The following is a 22,747-nucleotide window of genomic DNA, read 5'->3' as shown; positions in this document are numbered from 1 at the left end:
AAGTTAAAGCTTAGACACTTATTATTTTTCAAAGCTAGACAATATAAATACAAAAAAGAAGGTGACTCTAAACAAGTTAAGATAAAGGATAGAGCGAGTATTTCTGAAAGACCTAGCAGTGCTAATAATAGAAAAAATCTTTATCACTTTGAAGGTGACACTATTGTTGGTAAAGACCATAAAAGTGCTATTGTAACAATGGTCGATAGAGCTAGCAGATTTACTATTTTAGCCAAGTCTATAGATAGAACAGCTAATTCAATCAATAGAATATTGTACAAAGTATCTAATGGTCATAAAATATTAACAGCTACATTTGATAATGGTAAAGAGTTTGCTAAACATAAGAAGCTAACTAGCAAGACTGGCATCAAAGTATTCTTTGCTGATCCATACAGTCCTTGGCAAAGAGGTACTAATGAAAACATGAATAGGTATATCAGACAATTTATATCTAAAGGTACTAACTTTAACAATATATCTCATCAATACATTAGAAAGTTACAGATAGACTTGAATAATAGACCTAAGAAATGTTTAAATTACTTGACACCTAATGAAGTACATTTTGGTATCTCTATAAACATTGAGAATACAATCTAGCCTTTGTTGGTTTACTGAGCCATTGAAGAGCTACTTCTTGTAAAATCTTTTCTGACGGTAAAGAAAAATTATAAAATGTTGGTAACATCTTTGATAATTGATCAATTAAAACGCTAGCTATTTTTTGGTTTTCATAATTCAATTGTTCTAAAACTGTCTGTTGCGATAAGTATAGAATCAACTCTTTTATTAAAGGAGATATGTATAATACACAAGCTTTCTTCGGCATATTAACAAGCATTAACTTATCTACGAAAGTCATACACATTTCACCACCTTTCGTAATTAGATTACTATGATAAACATAGCTAGGAATCCATAATGCACTGCCTAAAGGTACTGCCCAAATCTTAGCCTCGACATTTGACTGAATAAGTCCTTTAGTTGGCAATATTAACTGAGCTTCAGAATGACTATGATATTCAGACTCTTCATTACAGTCTTTAATTTGAGATTTTAATACAATTAAAGCATTTGGATAACTTGATAGATCAAAATCAGTAGTTAAAGTATCTTGCATAAATATTTAACCAAATTTACAAAGGAGCTTTAAAGATTCTATTATTAAATCTAAATATCATGTTTCCATAGCTCTAACATCTTATTTGCTACAACCCTATTAGCCTTTGCAGTTGGATGGCAATAATCCCAGCATAAGTACTTTTCAGGATCACCAAGAACTTCGATATCATATTGAATATTGCCTAAAGAATCAGCTCCACCATAGCTATCAACACAGGCATCAGTAACATTCTCAAACCCATATTTTCTTGGAGAATCAATACAATCATTTAATAGTGTAAAAAAGTCAAAAAGCTTAAGATTAACACTTGGAAAAAGCATTTGAAGCTCTACTACACGATTTCTTAATAATCCATTTTGCAAATTTACATTAGTTTTCAAATATGACTTAAAAAATTTACCAACCCAGCTAGAAAGATACTCTTTGTATCCTGGTGCTCTAGTTACATCTGGAATATTCCACAAGATTATATTTTTAGCACCCATTTTTATAACTTTACGGACAATTTTATTTAAGTCTCTAGCTACTCTAAATTTTGGCATTAGATTTATATATGGTATTTCATTATATACCATAAACATGAAGTTATTTGCTCCACCATTGACAATAACCAAATCATCAGCAGCAAAACGACCTTCTTCATTCTCAAATCTAGCAACTTGATCAGATACTGCAAACGAATGATAACGCAATAGAGATGAAGGATTAGCTCCATGGGTCAATGCCCCACCTATTGCATAATTTTTATGTTTAATTTCTTGCACTTTTTGATCTTTAGCTAAAATATCGGCCAAAACCTCTGTTGAAACAAGCCCATTTGAGAACCTACCGTCATGGTATGGTTTACCTGGTATATCTAATGTCTTCATAATATTACCATTATCTAAAAGGCTATCTCCAAAGACTATAATTCTACCTATTTGTCGCATACCTAATCCTTATACTCAAAAAAATTAGCCATCCAGTGGGCTATTATTAAACTATTATCTCTAATTCTCAAACTTTCTAAAGCGTGATGAAATTCATTTTTTATATCATCTTGATATTCTTTTATAAGAGCATGATTGTGTACTTTTAACATTTCAGGATGGGCTTGTATTCCTAAAATATAATTATTGATACAAAACATTTGAACTTTGCAATAATCACTTGTACTTATTAGCTCCGCATTCTTAGGGAGCTCTACTATCATATCTTGATGATAAAATAATAAGCTCAGATAGTTATGAAACGGATTCATCCATGGTTTCTTTATTAGAACCTCAACATTACGCACCCCTACTGCAACCCCCTTAGGACCTCTTTCTACTCTCCCACCAAGTGCTTGAGCTAAAATTTGATGTCCAAAACAGATACCTATAATCTTTCTGTTTTGCTCATAAAGTTTCTTTATTTCTGCTTTTAGCTTAACTATCCATCCAAGATTATCAAAAGCCGTAGCTTTACTTACCTGTAATAATAAAACCATCATAAATATCATAATTTTCTGGATATTCTTGAATAGTTACATCATAAATATCAAAATCAACAACTACAGACAACTTAAAAAAAAGATTAGCAAACATCTCAGGATAATTACCACCTGCAACCCCACGTCGATGCTCTGGAATATGGTCTGTTTGTAATATTGCCATTTTCATCTTAATTTTATTAACTTATTAATGCATCAAATAATATTTTTTTAAATTCTTCTGTTATCTCAAAAGTATAGCTATGATTCTTTGAATACCCTCTGGCACCCTTTATTATCAGAAGATTACCATCTTTAGAAATATTCTTGATATTAATCACATTGATCTTTTCACTATCTAATATCTCAGCCTTACGCTTCCAGTTATCTCTATATCTAGTGATAGCACTACGATATGATCCTGATATTTTATTTTCTAAAGCTTTTTGAACAAACTGTTGAGCACCTTCGGGTATCTCTTCTGCGAACTTTTTAAGTTCATATAAAGTTCTTACATCTTCAATAATGCCTTTATTTGATAATTCACGAATGTTATCTTCAGCATCTGCTATTTTTAGACGCATAGATATCCAACTATTATCCCGACCTAGGACTTTGGCTATATCAGACTTTTTAACATTCTTATTTTCAATCAAATCTCTTAATGCATCAGCCTCTTCAAACGGTGATACATTCTCTCTTTGATCATTTTCTAAAAGCTGTAATAAAATAATACTAGCATCAGACTCTTCTTGTCTTACAATACACGGTATAGTTGTCAAACCTGCTTTTTGACTTGCTAAATACCTTCTTTCTCCAGCAATTATATGATGCACTCCATCATCTTTTTTAGCAGTAACAATAATTGGCTGAATAATACCATTTTCTCGAATACTTTCCGCAAGAGAATCAATATTCTTAAATGTTTTTCTTGGCTGATTAGCATCAGGTTTAACAAGATTCAAAGGCAATTCAAAAAGTTGACCTACTTTGCTTACTTGATCACTGAGCTCCTGTAATTGCATAGCTCTAAGAATATCTTTTTTTTCTTGGGCTACTGCGTCATAAATTTTAGGATTAGTTTTACGGTTCATTAAAGAAACTTTCTTAACCATTATTTTTCTTCTCCAAAAAACTCTATTATTTCTCTAGCTAATTTTTTAACTTGAATATGTACTTTGCTTTGTTTCGCATAATCACCAACATATACTCCTTCAGCTTCAGCCTCAATGAACTTAACACTTTGAGAGACATAAGCTTCAAAGAAATTTCCATCTTCTTCAAAAAACTCTAGTAAGCTCTTTGCCATATTTGATTGCATTTGCACTCTATTAGCAAAAAACTTGTATGGCTTCTCAGCTGTTAAAGCCAAATCTTTAGCTTCTATCAAACCTGACAAATCCATACCACTTGGAGAACACGGTATAACTACTAAGTCAGATAACAGTGCTGACTTCAGAGCCGCTGTTTGAAAATTAGGTGGCGTATCAATAACAACAAAATCTAAATTCTGTTTTAATTCCATAACCTTTTCTCTTACATTTTTCTCGTCAAGGTTATAAACAAAATCACTAGCATCACTGTTTTTTGTCATCCACATGTATGCATCTGGTTTATCTTTATCCATATCAACTATAGCAACTTTGTAGCCTTGCTCTTTTAGGCCACACGCAATATTAATTGCCGTTGTTGTTTTTCCTGAGCCACCTTTTTGTTGCAACAAAGACACAACTTTTGCACATTTTTGATTCATTTTAAAAAAACCTTAAAATATATAAATTAACTTATTATATAGAGTACTCAAGAAATTATAGTCTATATTTGCTTGCTATAAAACCAACTTTTATACATTAACTATTGATAAGCTGACGGTTTTCTTATATTTTATTAATTCACTTGCGAGTATTCATAGAAATACTCTTTTTATACAAAATTATTTCAAAGGTTAAAAATGGCAAAAAATTTAGTAATTGTAGAGTCACCAGCCAAAACGAAGACTATAAAAAAATATCTTGGTAACGATTTTGATATTTTAGCATCATTTGGACATGTTAGAGAAATACCTTCTAAAGATACCTCTATTGATGTAAATGATGACTTTAAAATCAAGTTTACAACAAGTGAAAAAAGCAAGAAACATTTAGATGCTATCAAAAAATCTGCAAAAAATGCCGAAAACATATATCTTGCTACCGACCCAGATAGGGAAGGAGAAGCCATATCTTGGCATGTACAAGAAGTACTCAAAAATGCGCGCTTACTAAAAGATAAAAATGTTTATCGTGTCACATTTAATGAGATTACAAAATCAGCAGTAACAAATGCTATAGAGAATCCAAAAAAACTTTCTATGGATTTAGTTAATGCTCAAAAAGCTCGTCAAGCATTAGACTTTCTAGTTGGTTTTAATTTATCGCCTTTGCTATGGCGCAAAATAACTAGTAGATTATCAGCAGGAAGAGTCCAAAGCCCAGCTTTGAGAATGATCGTTGAGCGTGAAATAGAGCGTGAAAACTTCATCAAACAAGACTATTGGAGTCTAACTGCAGATCTCTTTAAGCAAAAACAAATATTTGCAAATTTGATAGAGTTTAATAACTCTAAAGTAGAACAATTTACTTTTACTACTGAAAAAGATGCTGACAAAACTAAATCTACCATTATTAAAGATGCAAACGGATTTTTGATAGTTGAAGGAATCGCAGAAAAGAAAACTAGAAGAAACCCTTATCCTCCCTTTATAACATCGACACTTCAACAAGAAGCTTCAAAGAAATTAGGCTTCACTGCTAAAAGAACAATGTCTACAGCTCAGAAACTTTATGAAGGTATTGATCTTGGTAATGGTGAATCTGTGGGTCTTATATCTTATATGAGAACAGACTCAACCAACCTATCTAATGATGCTCTAAATGACATAAGAAACTTTATTGAGTCTAAATTTGATAATGACATGCTACCATCTAAGCCTAGAATTTTTGGCAAAAAGTCACAAAATGCTCAAGAAGCTCATGAAGCTATCCGTGTAACAGCTGCAAATAGAACTCCTGAATCAATAAAGCAACACTTAACCTCAGACGAGTTTAAACTGTATAGCCTAATATATAATAGAACTATTGCTTGCCAAATGAAGCATGCAACATTAAATAGCACATCTGTTGATTTAATAACAGAAAACACAAAGCACAAATTCAGAGTTACAGGAACTGTCATTGTCGATGCAGGATTTTTAAAAATCTATAATGTTGAAAAAGATGAAGATGAAAAAGATTCTGATGATGAGCAAACTTTACCGAAGTTTGAAAAAGGTGAAAAAATACCATTAAGTGATATCATAATAAAGGCTCACTCAACTGAACCTCCTCCTCGTTACACCGAAGCATCTTTAGTTAAAGCTTTAGAAAAACATGGTATTGGCAGACCATCGACATACGCCACTATCATTTCAACATTACAACAAAGAGACTATGTAGAGGTTGATAAACGTCGCTTTATATCTACTGACAAAGGTCGTATTGTAAATAAATTCTTAACCGAGTATTTCAAAAAATATGTTGAGTATTCTTATACTGCAGGACTAGAAAAAGAACTTGATGAAATCGCTAATCATAAAAATGACTATCTAACCGTATTAAATAGCTTCTGGAAGCCTTTCATTGAGAGAATCAACAAAATTTCTGAAGATGTATCTCGTAAAGATGTAGTCCAAGAGGAACTTGATGAAGACTGCCCTGAATGTGGTAGTAAATTATCATCTCGCTTAGGCAAAAATGGTAGATTTATTGGTTGTACAAACTACCCTACCTGTAAATACACTCGTCGCATTGATAATGATGGTAAAGAAATAGAAAAAGAAGAACCTAATATTGTCGAAGGTAGAAAATGCCCAGAGTGCGAATCTGATCTACACATCAAGCAAGGACGTTATGGTAAGTTTATTGGCTGTTCTAATTACCCAACATGTAAACACATGGAACCTCTCGAAAAACTTAAAGATACCGGTGTAGTATGCCCTAAGTGCAATAAAAATCACATTGTTGAGAAAAAATCTCGCAAAGGCAAAGTATTTTATGCTTGCTCAGGCTTCCCTAAATGTAAAAATGCTTACTGGCATCCACCAATAAAAGAAGAATGTCCAAAATGTAAATCACCAATACTTTTACATAAAACAACTAAAAAAGATGGTGAACAAAAAACATGCCCAAATACAGAATGTGATTACGCTGTACCTTGGGAAGAAAATAATTAATAATTTGTATAAATAAAACCCCTTAAATAGAAAATATTGTTAGCCTATTATGTATAAGCAGTATACCTTGCCATCTTGAATTTATTTCAACATGATAAAAACAATTAATCCTTTTAAATTTTAAAATATAGTTTCAATAATATTAATTAAGCCAAGACCTAGATCCACATAGGTGGAAATATAAGAGGTAATATTGTTATACAAAATATACTAGCAAATATTAATGTCCCAACTACTATATAGCTTACAACTGACACATCAGTATTCTGCTTAGATTGTTTTACAAAAATAGATACGCAAAAGCCAAATACAAACACACAACCAAATAATCCTAGCGATGTTTTAAACATAGCATTTAACATGCCATCTATCATTCCAGCTGTTAGCATCATCACAAATATACAGTGATAAGGGTTAACACAAATATCTATACGTTTTTTAAGTAAATTTTTAACCGCTGTAATAATAACTATAATCGCAGCAATAAAAGCTGGAATACCCCATTGCGACCATATTTCTAGTAGTAAATTATGAGGATATCAATCTGGTCGCTTAGTAATTGCAAGGTAATTCCATTGCCCTACTCCAGTAAGAGGATGTTCTACACCTATCCAGAATGCTTCATTCCATAGAGAAATCCTACCACTAAAACCTCCTCTAATAAGATCTGCTGATGACTTAATATTAGTATTATCAACCGCTGATATAAAATGAGTATAGAACAAGTCTAGTAAACCTCCACAAACCAAAGTTAAGCTAAGTATCAAGACAACTATCTTAAAATACTTACGAGCAAAAATAAAAAGCAAAGGTATTATTACAATATACTCAACGAATATTGTTCTAAAAGCATGATTTATCAACACAAACCAAACTATAGTTAATGCTATAAAAGAACCTATCTTGTAAATAGGTCTTAAATCAATAAACCATGGTAATAATAACAAAGGCAGAACCAGCTAAAGTAATTATCCAAAAATCTTGGATTTAGACAGTTATATATGAACAATAAAACTTTTTGGATGTTACCTGCAACCACAGCTCCATAGACCGAATAATTAGCTAATGATAGCTGTAGAAATAACGCTCCTCCGAAGAAAATTAAAGAGAGCAATATAGTCACATAAAAATATTGTATAGACTTAAAATTATCTCTCACATAACCTGCAATAAACAATACGCAGATAAATTGTAAAAATGTTATACTAACTCCTTTAAATGCAATTGATGGTGAAATTGCAAAAACTGAAGATACAATACCAAACATAAAAAACATGAAGATTGAATATCTTACTAGATTGCCAAAGCTCAAGAATACTTGTATAAGTTTAGAAAGACTTTGCTTATTTAGCAAAATAGCGACACTAGCAATACAAAGCGTATAGAAAAAATATAATATCTATCTAAAAACAGATAAATATTCGCACTAAAAGTATCATTAAAATAATGAGTAATCTTACCCCCTGATAACACTGGCACTAAATTTAGTGGGGTATATTTCATAAAAGGCATTAAAAATACCAAAAATAGTGAAATAGCAAGAAAGTAAAATATACAGTCGTTAAAATTAATCTTTTTGACAAAGTTTTTCACAATTAATTCTCGTATTAGGAATTTATGTTAGTAAGAAATATTGTAGTATCTGAAAGTACTAGAAAAATTATTTAATCTCAACTGAAGACTTAGCTAATTCTGAATTGTCAGATTTATTAACAACAGTAGCAGTCCAAGTACCAGCACAAACCTTATCATGACTAAGAACACTCTGATTGTCCACAGTATAGTCTTGAGCATCTTTAAACTTTGTAATAGGGAAAGATGTGCTATAGCAGTTAGTATCTTTAGGTGCTCTCCATGTTAAATAAATAGTGCCTTGTGGTGCACCATTCCAATTGGTTATTATCTTTGCCTCAATTTCATGAGACTCTGGTTGATAGTTCAAGTTCAAAGTAGCTGTTGGCTTATCTTCTGAACTATCTTGAAGATCTTCTTGATCAGGATTATCAAGATTATCATCAGGATTAACTTGTATTGAATCATCGGAACTATACAGCTTATCAACAAATGAGTTGTATGTACTACATCCAGCTAAACCAGCAGTTATTAAAGTTAATAGTAAAATCTTTTTCATTATATTCTTATCCATTACTTTTTAGTTTCCTTTTTGCTCAACAACTATCTTATCTTTAAGTTGTTGAATTTCTTGATTCGTTTGCTCAAGATTATCTTGAGTTTGTTTTGTTTGTTCTTCTAACTTCTGAGATTTTTCTCTATAAATAGATGCTTTTTTAGTATAGTGTTTAAGTCTTTTTTGAATATGTACAGAATCTTGGGCAGATTTCATTAATTGTGCTTTTAATTCTTGTTTTTTAGCTAATGCTTCAGCTGCATTCTCTTTACTAAGTTTAGCATGCTGAGCCTCCATCTTATCAATCTCTTGCTGTTGCTTATCCAATAAACTCTTATATTTATTAGATAGCTTCTCATATTTATCAGCTTTCTGCTGAACCTTAGCTATTTCCTCTTGGAGGACCACAGTCTGCTGCTGTATTTGTTGCTGATTTTTTTGTAGCTCAGTTAATTTTTCTGTATCAGAAGCATAAGCTGTTAACATCAAAGTTATTAAAGAAATTAAGCAAATTAACAAAGCTGATAGATTTTTTTTCATATATTAAGTTTATCTGTATAGTCTTATAAACATATATTTTATCAGCTAGACACCTTAAGTAAAGAAGATTCTCTGTACACGATAAAAAATATTGAAAGGACTGATTAAAGCCTTATATACTCATTATTTGCGAAAGATGAAAAAGTACTTTAATCAGCTAACAGGAAGTCTATCTGAAATATTTAATTGGCACAAGTCAAGAATAGATTGCCTTAGCAATCTATTACTTGGATTAATATCATCACAAACGGTCAATCTATCAAAAATAGCTGTCCACTTTAAAAACAATAATAAAATATCTTCAAACTATAGAAGAATTCAAAATTTCTTTAAAGATGTAGGTTTTGACTTTGATGATGTAGCTAGATTTAACACTCTTCAGCTATTATCAACAAAAAAGAAATGGAATTTGATTTTAGATAGGACAAACTGGAAGTTTGGTAAAACAGATATAAACATTTTGGTATTATCAATTGCTTATGAAAGCATAGCAATCCCTTTATACTATGAGTTGCTAGATCATAAAGGTAATAGTGATTCTCAAATAAGAATAAAACTTATGCAAAAGTTTATTTCTAATTTTGGTAAAAATCGTATAGGTTGTCTATTGGGAGATAGAGAATTTATAGGCGGTGATTGGTTAAGTTGGTTAGATAATCAGCAGATTAGCTATGCTATACGAGTTCGTAATAATTTACTAGCTACAGCTTCAAATGGTGGAGAAACTAAAGTTTCAAACTTGTTTCGTAATATTGGTGTACATGAACATAAGACTCTTAAGTCTAAACAAAAACTTAGAAACTCAAGTGTTTATTTATCTGGAACTAGAAGTAGTGATGAAGAGCTACTTATTGTCGCTAGTAATTCTAATAATATCGCAGATTTAGTGTCAATGTATGGTCTTAGGTGGGAGATTGAAAATCTATTTCAAGCACTAAAAACAAGAGGTTTTAACTTTGAAGATACTCATTTAACAGATAAGAATAAGATAGCTAAGCTTATGGCTTTGCTATCTATTGCTTTTGTCTGGGCTTATAAGGTTGGTGAGTATAGGAATGCTAAAATACAAAAAATTATACGTAAAAAGCATGGGAGACCTCAAAACTCTTACTTCAGATATGGACTGGACATGATTGTAAATGCTATTCAAAAAATTGGATTTTATAACAATGATTTCTCCTTGCGCCTCAAAATATTCAATAAAACCACTAAGGAACCTAAAATATGAAAAAATTATCGTGTACAGAGAAGAAGATTAACAACTCAAGATAACAAATATACATATTATTTTGATTTAGACTGAAGCTCTACAATTTGTTGAGCTATTTTAGATGCTTGGTTAGCTTGAGTTTGTGAAGTAGCTTTTAAATTGTTTATCTGCGATTGATATCCATTTGCAAGAGTTCGATACTCATTTATTTTCTCATCAATTTTAGCTTTTTGAAGAGTCTTTTGCACTAGTTCTTTATTAACAGCTATTGCACTATCATTATTTGGATCACTAAAGTTACTATACGCTTTCTTGAAATCATCAATATCACTACCCAATTTATCTGATTCTTTTTGTAAATCATCTGCTTGTAACCTATACTTGGCTATTTTAGTTTGTAAACTATCGATATTAGCAAGATTCTGAGATGCTTGCTCGCTCAATTGTTTTTGTGTCTGCTGAAGCTGTTGGATTTGTTCTGCAGTACTAGATCCACAAGAACTAAGACTTAATACTGCCGACAATACCACAGATGTTATTAAAACCTTTTTCATAAAATTTATTACCGTTATTATTCCTGAGTAATAAAGTATAGCAAAAAGTGCTATTTAATAATAATCTGATTTTCTAAATTAAAGAGTAGATATTTAAAAGAATTCAGTCAATTTTCAGGATGACTATACATTGATTGAATCAGAAGCAATTACTTGCTTATCAAAAAGAACGTTTGCTGTCCACTTACCGCTACAATACTTATTACTCTGTTTGATTTCTACAGTAGCCCAAGTTTTATCGTTCTTTTCAGCATACTTAGTTATAGAGAAACTAGTGTCATGACACTTAGATCCTTCCGGTGCTTGCCATTGTAATCTTACACTTCCTTGAGGGTTATTATTGTAAGTAGTATAGATAGTAGCTTTGATATCATCTTGGTTAGTTTTCTTTAGCTTTATCTTAGCCGTAGGTGCTGTGCTTGCAGTAGAAGCTTGAACAGCTGTCGCATCTGAAGCTTGCGTTGCTTGGTCCTGAGCAGCAGGCTTATCACCTGATACTATAGAACAACTAGCAAGACCTGCGATTGACAAAGATAAAAGACTAAGTTTAATTATTTTTTCATACATATTACTCTTTTTAAGTTTATATACTCAAAATCGATTATAACACTAATTACTGTTAAATAAATAGCTGTTTATCAAATGATTATACAACTGACACTACGATTTTCATTAACAAGTAAATTATATGTCTTACAAGCAATATCACTTGCCATAAAATCAACACTTCTACCAGCTTTTGCTAGCTCATTAATTATTTCTATTGGTGGTAATAATTGTTTTTTCCCTGTACCAATAATGATAATTTCTGGACTAGTTGATAGCACAAGATCAAGATGGCTCTTATTAATACTATTTATATCACTAATTTTGTCTTGGTATTCTAGCACTTCAGTAGAAGATAAAATTAAGGGCTGATTATATTCGCCAATATTAAGAATAATTTGCCCATCTATGTATTCTTTGAAAAAAACTGGGGCTTGAATTTTTTCTTCTTGTAAAGTCATCATAGCAAAAAAACCTTGATTATAATAATATAGTTAACATATATAAATTATAACTTATCAATATTATATCTAAACATTATTTTGAGGCTACCATGAATTCAATACTAGAAGAATCTAATTTACCTAAACTTGCTGAGTTTAAAACTGATGAAGTCAAGCCAGCAATAGACCATCTTTTTGAGCATGCTGAAACTAATCTACAAAAGGCACTGCAAGAGCAAAATCCTAGCTGGCAAACTCTCCTACAACTAGAAGTAGATGATGAGAGAATAAGCCAAGCGTTTTCTACAATTGCTCATATGAATGCTGTTTGTAACTCTAAAGAGTTACGCGAGAGCTACGAATACGCTGTAACAAAACTTACAGATTACTATACCAAGCTTGGACAAAATAAAGATTTATACAATCTATATAAACAAATTCAAAATCACGAGCTTAATGCTGAACAAGCCCAAGCCATAAAAAAAGCTATTGTCGGATTTGAGCAATCAGGCGTAAATCTTGACGAATCAAAAAGAAAAAGATTGCAAGAGATCTCGCAAGAGTTAGCTCAGCTAACTACAAAATTTGAAAATAATGTCTTAGATGCTACTATGGACTGGCTCTACACCACAAATGATGAGAAAGAGCTAAAAGGTATGTCTCAAAATACTATTGAATCAGCAATAAATAAAGCTAAACAAAAAAATATTTCTGAAAAATATGCATTAGGAATAGATATTCCGACATACCTAGCAATATTGCAACAAGCTGACAATCGCAATTTACGTGAGAAATTCTATAAAGCATACTGTACTAGGGCATCAAAAGAGGCAGACAGCAAAAACTTCGATAATGATGACAATATTGAAAAAATCCTAAAACTACGTGCTGAAAAATCGCAAATACTTGGCTTTGATAATTATGCAGAGAACTCTCTATTTACCAAAATGGCAGAATCTCCAAACCAAGTACTTGAGTTACTTAATAATCTTCTTGAGAAGTCATTGCCTCAAGCAAAGAAAGAACTTAATGAATTACGTAGATTTGCTGAAGATGCAGGACTAGTAGATGCTCTTCAACCATGGGATACAGCATATTATTCTGAGAAGCTCAAAAAAGCTAAATTTGATTTTACTGAAGAAGAGCTTAGAGAATATTTCCCATTAGAGAGAGTTTTAGAAGGACTATTCAAGATACTTAATAAAATCTATAATTTAGAAATCACAGAAAATACAAACTATACAAAATATGTTGCAGAGCAACAAACTTTCGATTTTTTCAAAGATGGGGAATATATCGGTAGTATAATTTGTGATTTTTTTGCTCGTGATAATAAGCGCGGTGGGGCATGGATGGATGGTTCACGTACTGCATTTATCAAATTAGATGGCTTAGTTCAAAAACCAGTCGCTTATGTTAATTGCAATTTTTTGCCACCATCCAAAAATGGTGCAAACTTAACTCATAGCGATGTAGTAACACTATTTCACGAGTTTGGACATGCCCTTCATCATATCTTATCACGTGTAACTATTGCTTCAATTTCTGGAACTAATGGAGTTGAATGGGATGCTGTGGAATTACCTAGCCAATTCATGGAGAATTTCTGCTGGTGTGAAGAAGGACTAGCTATCATATCTGGATCACGAGATGGTAAAGTCCTTAGTGATAAACAAATTGATAAACTTGTAGGCACTAGACATTTTCAATCTGCATTGATGATGGTTAGACAACTTGAGTTTGGTATATTTGATATGAATATCCACTATAAGAAATTAACTACCGCGACTGAAGTCCAAAATGAGCTAGATAATATCAGAGAAAAAGTAAGCTTGCTTAAAACTCCTAGCTACAATAGATTCCAAAATGGATTTTCGCATATTTTTGCTGGTGGTTATGCTGCTGGATACTATAGCTACAAATGGGCTGAAATACTTTCTTCAGATGTGTTTTCACGTTTTGAAAATGAAGGAATCCTTAGTAACGAAGCTGGTAATGACTTATTAGAAAACATAATTTCAAAGGGCTCTTCACGTGATGCTATGGATAACTTTGTAGCATTTATGGGGCGTAAACCAAATGAAGAAGCCCTGCTTCGACATAGTGGAATTAATTAAAGTAACAAAGCTAAATGTGACTATAGATCTTTAATCTACCAATAACATTTATTCGTACAATATATATCACAGTTATAAAAACTTCTAAAAATATGAAAACAATTGAAATAGGTAATAAAGCTGAAGAACAAGCCTCTAAATTTTTACAAACTAAAAACTTACAAATTCTAGCTCAAAACTTCAGAGCCTTACCTTATGGTGAAATTGATATTATTGCTTTAGAGCAAAATACTCTTGTATTTATCGAAGTAAAATATCGTAGCAAAACAAAATTTGCTAAAGCAGAAGAAACGCTAACTTACAGTAAACAGCAAAAACTTATTAATGCAGCAAATATTTTCTTACAACAGAATCCTAAGTTTGAAAACTACGAATGTAGATTCGATTTAATAGCAATTAACAAAGAAGATATTAACTGGATAAAAAATGCTTTTATCTTAAATTAAAGCTCTTGAGAAAGTTCTATAAGCTTTTTAGCTTGTAATAACTGATAAGCATCAGTTTCATCATTTAGATTGAGATTAAGATGCCCTACTTTTCTGCCTTTACGTGGTTCTTTGTTATAACTGTGAATCTTAACTCTATCAAGTGCTGCTAAATCTTTTGTAGCTGGCATACCACCAATACAATTCAACATCACTGTTTTACGACTAGTTGTATCACCCAAAATTAATCCAGTAATAGCTCTAACATGATTTTCGAACTGTGAGGTAATTGAACCATCAATACTCCAGTGTCCACTGTTATGAACTCTAGGAGCTATCTCATTGACTATTAACTCATCACCTTTGACAAAGAACTCTATAGCTAAAGTACCTACATAGGCAAACTCTTTGACTAATGTTTTAGCTATCTGCTGTGCTTTTTCAGCTAATACTAGATTTTCAAAAGGCGCTTCTGATTCCACTATAATACCTTGTTTATGAATATTTTTAGCTAATGGATAAAAAGCTATATTTCCTTTAATATCAGCCGTACATATCTGCGAAACTTCATAATCAAAATCAACAAAAGCCTCATAAATAAGACCATCTGGAGCATTTTTAAGAGTATCCCAAGCTTTTGATACATCTTCTTGAGATTTCATCACAAATTGACCTTTGCCATCATAGCCAAATCTACGTATTTTGACTATAGCCGGTATTCCATAATCTTGTACAGCTTTTTCAAGCTTGTCTAGACTATCAATATTTACAAATTTAGCAGTAGCTATACCATGATCTTGCATAAAAGATTTCTCAAGTAATCTATCTTGAGAGATAGCAATAGCTTTCGCAGATGGATATACATTCACATTATGGTTAATTGCTTTGATAAGCTCATGAGATATATTTTCATTCTCAAAAGTTATTACATCAAACTGTTTTGCCCATGTAACTACATCATTAATTTGTTCTAAATCAATATCTGTTACACTTTTTACAACCTCTTCGGCGCAATCACCTGTTTTACCAAGACAGTAAAACTCTAGACCTAAAGGCGTACCAGCTATACTTAGCATCCTTGCAAGTTGACCTACTCCAATAATACCTATTTTCATATTACTGTTCCCTCGGATTAGGATTATCTAGTACTGATTGAGTTTGATCTGCTCTAAACTTAGCTAATGCTTGACCAACTTTTGAATCTACAAGTTGTAATATACTTGCCGCAAAAAGAGCAGCATTTTTAGCCCCTGCCACACCAATCGCAAAAGTAGCAACTGGAATACCTGCTGGCATCTGTACGATAGATAGTAAGCTATCTTTGCCACTTAACGTGCTAGACTTCACAGGTACACCTAATACTGGTAGATCTGTTTTAGCAGCAACCATCCCCGGTAGATGAGCAGCACCTCCAGCACCTGCAATTATTACTTTTAGGCCTCTAGATTTAGCTGTCTCAGCATAATGGAACATTTTGTCAGGAGTTCTATGAGCTGAAACAACATCACACTCATAACTGATACCTAGATTTTCTAAAATATCACAACACTCTTTCATTGTACTCCAATCAGATTTAGAGCCCATGATTACACCAACATCTATACTCATCTCTTTGTCTCCATTTAGATAACCTGAAATGTCATCAACTATATTGCTAAAATTATCATAAAATAGTTGTCATTCCCACGCAGGTGGGAATCTTTTTAATATAAACCAAAAAGCTAAGAGATACCCGCTTTCGCGGGTATGACTATTTGGTTGTTTTAGCTTGATTTTTTTATCATATAAATACTAAAAAATTACTCACCCCAACTCTTAATAACCTCTATCCAAGCTTTACTCTCGAGAGCTTGTACTTTTTCTTTTAAGCTTTCAGCAGTATCTTCTTTTGTTACATCACATTTTAGCTGTAAAACAATATCACCGCCATCAACCTCTTCACTTACTTGATGAATAGTGCATCCAGATATACTATCTCTAGCATCTATGACTGACTGGTGTACTGACAAATCCATTAATCCTGCATGCTTTGGCAATAACGATGGATGAATATTTAGAATTTTACCCTCAAAAGCCTTTATAAATACTGGACTTAAAATACGCATAAAGCCAATTAGTAAAATCAAATTGGGATTGTATTTTTGTATTTCTTCAAAAAGAAGCTTATCATAGACATCTCTTGATAAACCTTTCGAAGGTATGGATTTATTAGCTATATTATGATCTTTTGTTCTTTGTAGAATATAGGAATCTGGCTTATTAGAGATAACCAAACTTATTTCAGCATCTATTTGCTTATTCGCTATAGCATCTATTATAGCTTGCATATTAGTCCCTCGTGTAGAACCTAATACAACAATTTTAAGCTTAGACATTTCTATAGCTCCTGATACTTATCACCACGCAGTAAGTTCATATGCTTAATACGCTTATTGATAAGCTCTTTAGTACCAATATCAGGACGATGAAATAACTTACCGTAGATATTTTTGACAGCGTTTTCTGCTTTTTGCTCAGCTTCAGCTATTGTATCACCTAGACCTAATACTGCTATTGCCCTAGAGCCCGTACCAATTAATTTACCATCTCTAAAATCTACAGCTCCTAAGAAAATTTCAATATTATCAGGGCATTTTGAAATATCTATTTCAAAATTTTTGACTGATTGATTTGGATATCCTAGTGGTACTAGATATTTACATACACTAGCTTGATTTTTAAATTCAGCTCTTACCTTATCAAGAGTACCGTTAGTTATTGCTTGTACTATCTCAACAAAATCTGTTTCTAGTAAAGTTAGCAAATTCATAGCCTCAGGATCCCCAAAACGAGCATTATACTCAATAACTTTGGTATCATCTTTAGTAGCCATAAAACCACCATATAAAATACCTTGATAAGGTTCGCCGAATTTATCAGCTAAAGCTTTTGCAGCTTTCTCATTTATCTCTTTTGCTCTAGCTATATCAGAATCTGATAAAAATGGTAAGCTATGGTTAGCATCTGAGTAAGTGCCCATACCACCAGTATTTGGGCCTTTATCGTCTTCATGTGCACGTTTGTGATCTTGTACAGCTGGCATATGAATAAAATGCTCACCATCAGTGAAAGATATCAAAGAGAACTCTTGACCGACAAGCTTCTCTTCAATCACAAATTCCTTGCCTGAATCTATCAATGACTGACAATGTTTAAGAGCATCACTCATTGCATGCAAGTGATCTCCCCATACAAGAACCCCTTTACCCCCCATTAGACCGTCTGCTTTTATGACAAACTGATTTCTATACTCCTTGAGAGTTTCTTCTACACCATCCATAGTTGAGAACTTTCTAAAGAAAGGATTTGCACCTATATCATAGTCACGGATTAGGTCTCTTGTAAAACCTTTTGATGTTTCAAGTTGAGCAAGCTTCTTAGTTGGGCCAACTACACCTATACCATTTGCTTTAAGAGTATCAGCAAGACCAACTTCAAGTGGTGCCTCTGGACCAATGATAGCTATATCAATACTCTCTGCTTTTGCATACTCAAGAACTGCCTCACAATCACAGATATTACCAACTTTATATCCTTGAGCTATTCTATCAATACCAGGATTTACCGCTGTGCTTATATAAAAAAGCTGATTCTTAATAGTACTTCTTTTAACTGCTTCGGCTATTGCATGCTCTCTACTTCCTGAACCTACTAGAAGAATATTCACTTGACTCTCCGTATTTAAATAATCTGTAACATTTTTTGCGATTCTATGATTAATATTTTCTATATCCTCTGGTACTTCAAACTTCTGCCCAGTTATCATCTCAAAGAGAGTTATATATTTTTGTGATAGCTCTACAACTAGCTCCTGTGGTGCTTGAGGTAAGATATCATCATTGTATGGATCACAGTTTTTTGCAAACCATAATCTAAAAAATTCTTTGTCAATATTTTCTGGCTCTTCACCATTTTCAAATCTCTCAGCATAGCTATCTTTTAGCCAAAATCTTGAGCTATCAGGTGTATGAATCTCATCTATTAAAATAAATTCGCCAGTCTTTTCATCAACTCCAAACTCATACTTTGTATCAGCTAATATCAAACCATGTTCTAGGGCTTTTTGCTGACCAAATTCAAATAACTCTAAGGCTTTTTGTGAAGCATAATCCCATTGCTCTTGAGTTAACCAACCCTCCTTGACGATATCTTCGGCAGAAATTGGTCTATCACGGTCTTGTTCTTTTGTTGTTGGTGTTAGAATATTTTGTGGTAGCCTTTGATTCTTTTTCAAATCTTCTGGAAGAATATTACCACAGTAGTTACGACTGCCATTTTTGTAATGAGTCCACAACGATGTTGAAGTTGAACCAGTTATATAGCCTCTAACCACAAACTCAATTGGTAGCACTTTTGCTTTTCTTGCTATTACGACATTTGCATCTGGAGATGCTATAAAATGATTTTTAACAATATGAGCAGTTTCTTTGAACCACCAAACCGATGATTGAGCAAGAATCTGACCCTTAAATGGAATAAACCCTAACGATCTATCAAAAGCTGACTGTCTATCGGTTGATATCAAAATACTTTTATCATCAGTAAAGTACATATCTCTAACTTTACCAGTGTATTTATCTTTGATATCAAGATCTGTTGATTTTAAAACATTTTGTATATTATTGATGATGATTTGTTTATCAATCATTAGATAATTTCCACCTTGCCTGTATTTGTAATCTTACCTATTTGATATAGTTTTGTATTTGTATGCTTTTGGGCTAACTCTTTCATCTTATCAAATTGATCTTGACTGGCAATTATAGCCATACCTATACCCATATTGAATGAGCGATACATCTCAAACTCACTAATATCGCCAATTCTTTGCATAACTCTAAAGATAGCAGGAGTTTCAAAGCTATCTTTAGAGATATTTGCACCTAACCCTTGAGGTAATACTCTTGGGATATTCTCTATAAATCCACCACCTGTAATATGTGCCATACCTTTGATATCAACACCATTATCCAAGAAATCGTGGATAATATTAGTATAATTAATATGTGGCTCTAGCAATACATCACCAATAGTTTTGCCATCTAGCTCTGGATATGTATCAGTGTGCTTGTTGCCAGCGACATCAAAGAATAATTTACGTGCAAATGAGTATCCGTTTGTATGTAATCCTGATGAACTAAGACCAAATACAACATCGCCTTCTTTGATATTCTCACCATTGATAACTTTATTCTTATCAACAATACCTGTGATGACACCTACCATGTCAATCTCACCAGCTTGATATACCCCTGGCATTTCAGCAGTTTCACCACCAACTAGAGATACGCCACACTCAACACACGCCTTAGACATACCTTTGACAAGCTCTTCCATAATCACAGGATCAAGCTTATCGTGAGCAACATAATCCAAAAAAGTGATTGGTTTAGCGCCCATCACAACAATATCATTTGTCGTAGCTGAGAAAAGATCATAACCAAGATTCTCAAACTTGCCACACATTACAGCAACTTTAGTTTTAGTTCCAACACCATCTATCGATTGTACTAAAACAGGATCATCATAGTTACTGATGATATCTTTTAATGAATAAAGAGACCCAAAACTCCCCAAACCTGTCAAAACATTCTTTGTAAATGTCTTTTTGACATGTTCTTTCATTCTATTAACAGCTTCATTACCTGCTTCAATATTTACGCCAGCATCTTCATATTTTAAGCTTGCCATGTTATTTCCTTTCTACATAAATTAGTATACCCGAGCAAGCGGGAATCTTTTTAATCTTATCCATTAGCCTAGAGATATCCGCCCAAGAGGATATAACTTGCCATAACAAATTCACTACCTACTTAACTCCTGAGCACACTGAAAAGTATTATAAAGAAGCTCTGTAATAGTCATAGGACCAACACCGCCCGGTACTGGAGTAATCGCAGCAACCTTATCTTTGACAGCTTCAAAATCAACATCACCAACTATTTTACCATCAACATGATTAATACCAACGTCTATAACCACAGCACCATCTTTGACCATATCTGCTGTGATAAAACCTGGCTTACCTACAGCTACTACCAAAATATCTGCTTTAGTTGTATGGGATTTGAGATCTTTAGTAAACCTATGACACGTTGTGACAGTTGCTTTGGCATTTAATAATAACTGAGAAACAGGTTTGCCGACTACATTACTAGCTCCAACTACTACTGCATGAGCGCCTTCTGTCTGTATACCATACTCTTTAAGCATAGTCAGGATACCTTTGGGTGTACAAGACTCTAGACACTTTTTGTCTCTAAGCTGTAGTCTACCAACATTTGCTGGATGAAAACCATCCACGTCTTTTTCTGGCTTGATAGCATAGATAACTTTTTGTTTATTAATATGAGTTGGTAACGGTAATTGCACTAGAATAGCATGTACGCTAGAGTCGTTGTTTAGTTTGTCAATCAATTCTAACAACTCTTGCTCAGTTGTTGCTTCAGGAAGTGTTATAACTTCTGAGTTTATAGCAACTTTTTCACAGGCTTTTTCTTTTGAGCCTACGTAAGTCTTACTAGCAGGATCATCGCCAACAATTATTGCTACTAATTTAGGAACTATACCAGTTTGTTCTTTGTATTCTCGAAGTTGATCGGTCAATCTTTCTTTTAGATCTATAGAAAGCTTTTTGCCATCGATTAAAGTCATTTTTTGATTACTTAATTTAATGAATAAAAAAGATATTAGATATAATATCAAATTTAATAGAATCTTTGGAGTTTTTTTAGAAATCTTTTTATAAAAATAAATTAAGATATAATTAAATATTTTTAGAGTTTTATTTTTCCGGAAGCAATTCTCTATTTAACATCCAACAATATATATATGCGGTACAATAACAACCCAAAGCCACTCCAAAAATCACATCACTAGGATAATGAGAACCAACTATAATTCTACTACCAGCGAATACAACTATAAGTACGTACCACAAATATCTAAATTTTGGAAAGATATAAAAAAACGCTATAAACATCGCACCGACTGTGATCGAGTGTCCTGAAGGCATACTTGCAAAATCATAACCTAGGGCATGAAAATGCTGAAAATAATGCGATCCATATTCTAAGAAAAATTTCGGTCTAGCTCTGCCTATTATAATTTTGAGAACCTGGCCTACAATACCACTTATTGCTACAGTTGCTAGAATAAATCCTGAATATATACAAATCTTATTAAAAGCAATTTTGGTACTCTCAGAAAGCTTATCAATATTGATAAATAGTCTAACTATAACTATCACTCCACATATTATTAGGATATATTCGGCTTTACCAACATCAGTAATATATCTAAAAGTATTACCAACAGCTTCAGGCATTGAATGTTTGATATAGTTCTCAACAGGTGTATCAAGATTATAAAATGCAAATACAACCAAAATTAATATTGGCACAAATGTATATTTAAGTTGTAAATATTTAGGTAAATAATAGTTGTGTTGCTTAGGTTTTTTAAAGATTTCTTTGAAGTCTTTAAAATTAGTTTTTAGTACATTTTTAAGCATAGTTGCTCAGCAGTTAATATTTTATTAGAACTTTATATTATAGCAGAATATTACCCACTCTACAGAGTTTATAAAAGCTAGATTGTATTCTGAAAGTTTTAAATAGTTGAAAGAGAGTTCCAAATATAGTTTATTAGGTTTTAACGAAACTAAAATAAACGATAAGGAACTAAAAAATGCCAAAGCACTTAACTCTTTCAAATAGATATTGTATAGAAGAATTACTTAAATTAGGATACCAAACATCTCAAATAGCCAATAAAATTGGCTATAGTGAAAGAGCTATAAAAAAGGAACTTAATCGCACTAGTATAAATAGTGACTATAATGCTGAGATAGCACAGAAGCTATATCAAAGCCGCAGAACTTCAAATAATCATAAGCTATCCTGTAAAGTTAAAAAGCTA

Annotated in this window: 22 protein-coding genes and 2 pseudogenes; 6 read left to right on the top strand and 18 right to left on the bottom strand. The window is 32.5% G+C overall.

Annotated features, from left to right (window positions below):
• The coding region (locus F8C69_RS02720) for an IS30 family transposase (protein ID WP_159183791.1) at positions 1–603 on the top strand (603 nt) is incomplete at its 5' end.
• On the opposite strand, the gene F8C69_RS02715 is transcribed toward F8C69_RS02720, so the two are convergent.
• The 5 genes and pseudogenes from F8C69_RS02715 to F8C69_RS02695 all read right to left on the bottom strand — a co-directional run bounded on the left by F8C69_RS02715 (position 578) and on the right by F8C69_RS02695 (position 4,329).
• Entirely contained in the window at positions 578–1,123 is a 546-nt protein-coding gene (locus tag F8C69_RS02715) for an AraC family ligand binding domain-containing protein (RefSeq protein ID WP_234384284.1), read from the bottom strand. The two genes, F8C69_RS02720 and F8C69_RS02715, sit on opposite strands and share 26 nt — an antisense overlap.
• A gap of 50 nt (positions 1,124–1,173) precedes the next feature.
• A complete protein-coding gene (locus F8C69_RS02710) occupies positions 1,174–2,055 on the bottom strand; it encodes an SGNH/GDSL hydrolase family protein (protein ID WP_159184096.1) in 882 nt (293 codons plus the stop codon).
• Positions 2,056–2,057: 2 nt separating this feature from the next.
• Positions 2,058–2,766: pseudogene (locus F8C69_RS02705) on the bottom strand (glutamine amidotransferase-related protein).
• Positions 2,767–2,776: 10 nt separating this feature from the next.
• Positions 2,777–3,691, bottom strand: a complete 915-nt coding sequence (locus F8C69_RS02700; protein WP_159184095.1) for a ParB/RepB/Spo0J family partition protein — start codon at positions 3,689–3,691, stop codon at positions 2,777–2,779.
• Positions 3,691–4,329, bottom strand: a complete 639-nt coding sequence (locus tag F8C69_RS02695) for a ParA family protein (RefSeq protein ID WP_159184094.1) — start codon at positions 4,327–4,329, stop codon at positions 3,691–3,693. The genes F8C69_RS02700 and F8C69_RS02695 overlap by 1 nt, the downstream gene beginning before the upstream one ends.
• Before the next feature lie 198 nt (positions 4,330–4,527).
• On the opposite strand from F8C69_RS02695, the gene topA reads away from it, so the two are divergent.
• On the top strand, positions 4,528–6,825 hold the full coding sequence (gene topA, locus F8C69_RS02690; RefSeq protein WP_159184093.1) for a type I DNA topoisomerase: 2,298 nt from the start codon (positions 4,528–4,530) through the stop codon (positions 6,823–6,825).
• 158 nt (positions 6,826–6,983) lie between these two features.
• Here topA and F8C69_RS02685 read toward each other — a convergent pair.
• The 3 genes and pseudogenes from F8C69_RS02685 to F8C69_RS02675 all read right to left on the bottom strand — a co-directional run bounded on the left by F8C69_RS02685 (position 6,984) and on the right by F8C69_RS02675 (position 9,493).
• A pseudogene (locus F8C69_RS02685) lies at positions 6,984–8,337 on the bottom strand (O-antigen ligase family protein).
• A 148-nt stretch (positions 8,338–8,485) separates the two neighbouring features.
• A complete protein-coding gene (gene lpnB / locus F8C69_RS02680; protein ID WP_159184097.1) occupies positions 8,486–8,956 on the bottom strand; it encodes a TUL4 family outer member lipoprotein LpnB in 471 nt (156 codons plus the stop codon).
• Positions 8,957–8,977: 21 nt separating this feature from the next.
• On the bottom strand, positions 8,978–9,493 hold the full coding sequence (locus F8C69_RS02675; protein ID WP_159184092.1) for a hypothetical protein: 516 nt from the start codon (positions 9,491–9,493) through the stop codon (positions 8,978–8,980).
• 136 nt (positions 9,494–9,629) lie between these two features.
• Here F8C69_RS02675 and F8C69_RS02670 point away from each other — a divergent pair, with 136 nt between their 5' ends.
• Entirely contained in the window at positions 9,630–10,721 is a 1,092-nt protein-coding gene (locus F8C69_RS02670; RefSeq protein ID WP_234384283.1) for an IS4 family transposase, read from the top strand.
• Positions 10,722–10,777: 56 nt separating this feature from the next.
• Here F8C69_RS02670 and F8C69_RS02665 read toward each other — a convergent pair whose 3' ends face one another.
• The 3 genes from F8C69_RS02665 to F8C69_RS02655 all read right to left on the bottom strand — a co-directional run bounded on the left by F8C69_RS02665 (position 10,778) and on the right by F8C69_RS02655 (position 12,267).
• Positions 10,778–11,257, bottom strand: a complete 480-nt coding sequence (locus F8C69_RS02665) for a hypothetical protein (protein WP_159184091.1) — start codon at positions 11,255–11,257, stop codon at positions 10,778–10,780.
• Between the two features lie 123 nt (positions 11,258–11,380).
• Positions 11,381–11,824 (bottom strand): outer member lipoprotein TUL4/LpnA, encoded by a 444-nt coding sequence (gene lpnA, locus F8C69_RS02660; RefSeq protein WP_159184090.1) that lies wholly within the window; start codon positions 11,822–11,824, stop codon positions 11,381–11,383.
• A 71-nt stretch (positions 11,825–11,895) separates the two neighbouring features.
• A complete protein-coding gene (locus F8C69_RS02655) occupies positions 11,896–12,267 on the bottom strand; it encodes an Mth938-like domain-containing protein (protein WP_159184089.1) in 372 nt (123 codons plus the stop codon).
• A gap of 89 nt (positions 12,268–12,356) precedes the next feature.
• Between F8C69_RS02655 and F8C69_RS02650 the strand changes: the two genes are divergently transcribed.
• Positions 12,357–14,363, top strand: a complete 2,007-nt coding sequence (locus F8C69_RS02650; protein ID WP_159184088.1) for a M3 family metallopeptidase — start codon at positions 12,357–12,359, stop codon at positions 14,361–14,363.
• Between the two features lie 92 nt (positions 14,364–14,455).
• Entirely contained in the window at positions 14,456–14,809 is a 354-nt protein-coding gene (locus F8C69_RS02645) for a YraN family protein (RefSeq protein WP_159184087.1), read from the top strand.
• Here the strand turns inward: F8C69_RS02645 and F8C69_RS02640 are convergent.
• From F8C69_RS02640 to lpxE, 7 genes are all read right to left on the bottom strand, one after another.
• Complete coding sequence (locus F8C69_RS02640; protein WP_159184086.1) at positions 14,806–15,903, bottom strand: 5-(carboxyamino)imidazole ribonucleotide synthase; 1,098 nt, start codon at positions 15,901–15,903, stop codon at positions 14,806–14,808. The two genes, F8C69_RS02645 and F8C69_RS02640, sit on opposite strands and share 4 nt — an antisense overlap.
• A gap of 1 nt (position 15,904) precedes the next feature.
• Positions 15,905–16,396: a 5-(carboxyamino)imidazole ribonucleotide mutase gene (gene purE, locus F8C69_RS02635; RefSeq protein ID WP_159184085.1), complete on the bottom strand. Its 492-nt coding sequence runs from the start codon at positions 16,394–16,396 to the stop codon at positions 15,905–15,907.
• Positions 16,397–16,587: 191 nt separating this feature from the next.
• Positions 16,588–17,163 (bottom strand): phosphoribosylglycinamide formyltransferase, encoded by a 576-nt coding sequence (gene purN, locus F8C69_RS02630; protein WP_159184084.1) that lies wholly within the window; start codon positions 17,161–17,163, stop codon positions 16,588–16,590.
• Positions 17,164–17,165: 2 nt separating this feature from the next.
• Entirely contained in the window at positions 17,166–19,475 is a 2,310-nt protein-coding gene (locus tag F8C69_RS02625; protein ID WP_159184083.1) for a phosphoribosylaminoimidazolesuccinocarboxamide synthase, read from the bottom strand.
• Entirely contained in the window at positions 19,475–20,518 is a 1,044-nt protein-coding gene (gene purM / locus F8C69_RS02620) for a phosphoribosylformylglycinamidine cyclo-ligase (protein ID WP_159184082.1), read from the bottom strand. Before purM ends, F8C69_RS02625 begins: the two co-directional genes overlap by 1 nt.
• Positions 20,519–20,632: 114 nt before the next feature.
• Positions 20,633–21,481, bottom strand: coding sequence for a bifunctional methylenetetrahydrofolate dehydrogenase/methenyltetrahydrofolate cyclohydrolase FolD (gene folD, locus F8C69_RS02615; protein ID WP_159184081.1), 849 nt, complete (start codon positions 21,479–21,481; stop codon positions 20,633–20,635).
• 130 nt (positions 21,482–21,611) lie between these two features.
• A complete protein-coding gene (lpxE, locus tag F8C69_RS02610) occupies positions 21,612–22,340 on the bottom strand; it encodes a lipid A 1-phosphatase LpxE (protein ID WP_159184080.1) in 729 nt (242 codons plus the stop codon).
• A gap of 176 nt (positions 22,341–22,516) precedes the next feature.
• Between lpxE and F8C69_RS02605 the strand changes: the two genes are divergently transcribed.
• Positions 22,517–22,747, top strand: a 231-nt coding sequence (locus tag F8C69_RS02605) for a helix-turn-helix domain-containing protein (protein WP_159183974.1), incomplete at its 3' end; no start/stop codon positions are given.

Source organism: Francisella noatunensis subsp. noatunensis, assembly GCF_009823375.1.
GTDB lineage: Bacteria > Pseudomonadota > Gammaproteobacteria > Francisellales > Francisellaceae > Francisella > Francisella noatunensis.
Note: the sequence above shows the minus strand (reverse complement) of the source record. Positions and strands in the feature narration are given on the sequence as shown.